This is a genomic window from Candidatus Enterococcus murrayae, from assembly GCF_017315985.1.
GTDB lineage: Bacteria > Bacillota > Bacilli > Lactobacillales > Enterococcaceae > Enterococcus_A > Enterococcus_A murrayae.
This window is the reverse complement of the sequence record NZ_JAFLVR010000084.1, coordinates 1-3,276: the sequence shown is the minus strand read 5'-3', so window position 1 is coordinate 3,276 and position 3,276 is coordinate 1. Positions and strand designations below refer to the sequence as shown.

The 3,276-nt window shown below is 40.6% G+C and carries 5 protein-coding genes; 1 reads left to right on the top strand and 4 read right to left on the bottom strand.

What is annotated here, in order from left to right:
• The 4 genes from JZO85_RS22490 to JZO85_RS22475 all read right to left on the bottom strand — a co-directional run.
• Nucleotides 1-254: hypothetical protein (locus JZO85_RS22490; RefSeq protein WP_207110753.1), on the bottom strand; the 254-nt coding region annotated here is incomplete at its 3' end.
• An 85-nt stretch (nucleotides 255-339) separates the two neighbouring features.
• Nucleotides 340-552, bottom strand: a complete 213-nt coding sequence (locus JZO85_RS22485; protein ID WP_207107137.1) for a DUF2922 family protein — start codon at nucleotides 550-552, stop codon at nucleotides 340-342.
• Between the two features lie 19 nt (nucleotides 553-571).
• The gene (locus JZO85_RS22480) at nucleotides 572-781 is read right to left on the bottom strand and encodes a hypothetical protein (protein ID WP_207110752.1); all 210 of its coding nucleotides are present in this window, start codon (nucleotides 779-781) and stop codon (nucleotides 572-574) included.
• Nucleotides 782-1,070: 289 nt separating this feature from the next.
• Nucleotides 1,071-1,796, bottom strand: a complete 726-nt coding sequence (locus JZO85_RS22475; RefSeq protein ID WP_207110751.1) for a hypothetical protein — start codon at nucleotides 1,794-1,796, stop codon at nucleotides 1,071-1,073.
• 545 nt (nucleotides 1,797-2,341) lie between these two features.
• On the opposite strand from JZO85_RS22475, the gene JZO85_RS22470 reads away from it, so the two are divergent.
• The coding region (locus JZO85_RS22470; RefSeq protein WP_207110750.1) for a tyrosine-type recombinase/integrase at nucleotides 2,342-3,276 on the top strand (935 nt) is incomplete at its 3' end.

Sequence of the window (3,276 nt, the reverse complement as noted above, 5' to 3'; positions counted from 1 at the left end):
TAATCTTGAAAGTAATAAAAGAAACGCTTCATAGTGCGAGTGGCTTTGGTATTCATAAAAATCTCACGGACAAGATCCTTCAGAATGAAGGCAAACTCCTCCGCACCGAGTTGAAAACGCACGCGTAACGTTAAGATGTATTTGATCGTTAGGCTGCTATTTTGAGTTTGGTAATAGTATTCAGTAATTCGTTTCTCTAGTGTTTTTGGTGTTAAATTGAATAATTGTCGGCAAGTTAGTGTTTGTTCATTCATGGATCATGTCCTCCTTATTTCTTGAGTTCTATATTTTTTTAGTTAGAGAAGCGGCGATTGCGCCACCGCTTCTCATTCACATGGTTTAAAAGATAATCGTTTCAACAGTCTCAACGTACTTTGCGCTGACGACTTGGTTGAACAGCTTTTCGTCGTCCTTCTTGAACAGACTCAACATTGTCAGGCGTTCTAAGAATCCTCGAATTTCCTCAGGCGCTTTTCCTTCGCCGGGCGTTGGGAAGCTCCATGTCTGGGAACGTCCGCCGCTGGTTTTAAAAATCGCTACTAATTTTTTCATATCTGTTTTCCTCCGTTTCCTAATTCTTTGTTACGCGTGATTGGCTAGTGATGATCACGCCGTCTAACAGCGTATCTTCTTGATCCAGGTTCTTCATGATTTCTCCCAGCTCAAGAATTTCTGCTTCAGCGGGATTGTCTACGACATTTGGGAATGTCACTTTCTTTAATTTCTCTACACCAGGTACAACGAGCTGCACTTGTAATTTTGTACTTAGTTTTTGCATCATTTCTTATTTCCTCCGTGTTTGATTTTTTGTACCGGCCGGTGACTACAAGATAATGGATTTGAAAATGAAATGCGAACCGCAATTTCGATGGCGGCCCCCCAATTTCGAATGTTTTGGACAGAGAAACGTTGATTCACCGTTGAAAACATTCGAAGTTGAGGGGGTCAAATCGAAATTGAGGTTTGACATGGGTAGCTCAAAAGGAGTACGCTAAAGGATTTTGTCTCGTATCGTTGGTTCTAGGAGAAAAAAAGACTGGATGAAGGACTCATCCAGTCAATAAAGGGGATTAGTGCCAATTCTCCCAATCGATCTCTTGGGGCGCCTCCGCCAATTCTTGATAATAATGGAGAAAGCGTGCGCGTTGATAGCGGCGGTGGACCTCATACTTTCGAGTGATGAAGGTTTTGAGGAGCGGGCGTTTTTTCAGACTGCGGCCAAACGAAGTATCCGGCAGGTCCAAGTAATCCATGGGTTGATCGCCATACATTGAAAAGTGGAAGTGGTCCTGCCGAATTGCCGCCAAGATCCCACAGGCGATTTCTGATCGGACCAATGCATAGTACCGTTGGATCGGAATCGCCACCTTTATCCCATTGAGCAGTTCGACATAATGCAGTCCACCATAGGCATGGACGTTCTCTATCTTTAGTGGATTGATCCACACACTGTTACTGCCGCCTTCCATTGGACACAAAGAAAAATAAGGGCACGCCCAAGGAAACTTATATTTGCCGAAATGACCGATATCTTGCAGAGCGGAAGAAAGAATCTTATGATCAGGAAAGCAGTGAGCGAAGGAAAATGCCTGCAACGTCGTCAGTGGACTCTGCTCACTGATGAGGATGTCGTCTTCTGTAATGATTAGCACGCCAGATCGATCCGGCATTGGAAGGAGACAATCAATCTCTTCCACAACCAATGGATCAAAGGGTTCAGAAGCCCTGCGATACTCCTCCCATATCTGTCCTCTTGACCGAAAATCCAGTATTTCACCATAGTAACTCTTCGTCATTGTAACTCCTCCTCGTAAAATAAAGCGCTTTAATTTTATGGTTCCACTAAGAATATACGATAAAACAAGAAATCAGGTATGTTGAATTTCTTTATTTTCAGAATAGAAAATCGAAAAAATGCAAAAAAGGTGTTATATATTAAGGAAATAAGAAAGGCTGCATTTTCATCTTTTTGTAAGGAATAAACGCTGTTAAATGAATAAAAAGAGACAACTTCTTAATAAATATAAGAAGTTGTCTCTTGTTTTTGTTCATACAAATGGTTGATTAAGTTGTTAATTTTGGATAACTTATTACATGGTTTATCCGAAACTATGAACAATTTTATTCTTTTTTTTCTAGTAATTTAGCGAATAAAAGAATTGATTTGAATTAATTATAAAATATAGGCAAAGAATAATCAATATCTTTTGTAAAAATCATGGAAAAAGAATAAATGTAATGTTTTTAGAACACGTGTTTTTGTGAAAATCCATTAGAAGTAAGGTCGAATGAAATTAATTCTTGATTATTTGCCGTCAAATAAGCCGTCAGGAGGAGAAGTATGCGCAGAGGAGAAAATATCTATAAAAGAAAAGATGGTCGTTGGGAAGGTCGCTATAAAAAAGGCTATAAACCCAATCGCCAAATTAAATATGGCTACATTTATGGACGAACATTCAATGATGTACGAACAAAGCTCTATTCAATGAAGGCTTACTATCTTACCCAACAAGAACTGTATGGGGATGCGTGTATCCCTTTGGAAGAATGGGGAAAGACGTGGTTAAAAGACATCCAACAGGAGGTAAAACCCGCCACCTATAGTTCTTATGAGTATAAATTAAAGCAATATGTGTTCCCTTATATTGGAGAAACCTATCTGAACGAAATAACCGAAGAAACAGGGAAGCATTTGATCCAGCTCTGGCGAACGAAAGGGTTGGAAGTCTCTACCATGCAGGTCATTTTAAGAATCACCGTTCAATGTTTAACAGCCGCCAAACAAAAAGACTACCTAAAAGAGAATCCCTTTCTCTCCTTAAAGCTGCCAAAGAAACCCAGAAAGACCATTCGCTCCTTGAATAAACAGGAACAACGAAAGTTGGAGAAGGTTGCTTTAGCTGAAAAGAATCAAACTGGTTTGCCTACCTATTTAGCCCTGCATACCGGATTACGAATCGGGGAGATCGCCGCTCTACGATGGAAGGATATCGATTTTGAGCGGAATCTGATTACGGTTAGCCATACCTATCAGCGCATCTCGTTAAGTGCCAAAGGCAAGAGAACTCAATTGATGATCGGTTCAACGAAAACAGAATCAGGTACTCGATCCATTCCTATGAGCCAATCGCTGAGAGAACAACTCTTGAGACACCAACGACAAACCAAAGGCGCGTTTGTCTTCTTGACGAAGAGCCATCCGATGGAACCACGATTGTTAACCTACCATTTCCATCGAATTCGGAAGAAATGCGGACTGGAAGACATTCACTTTCA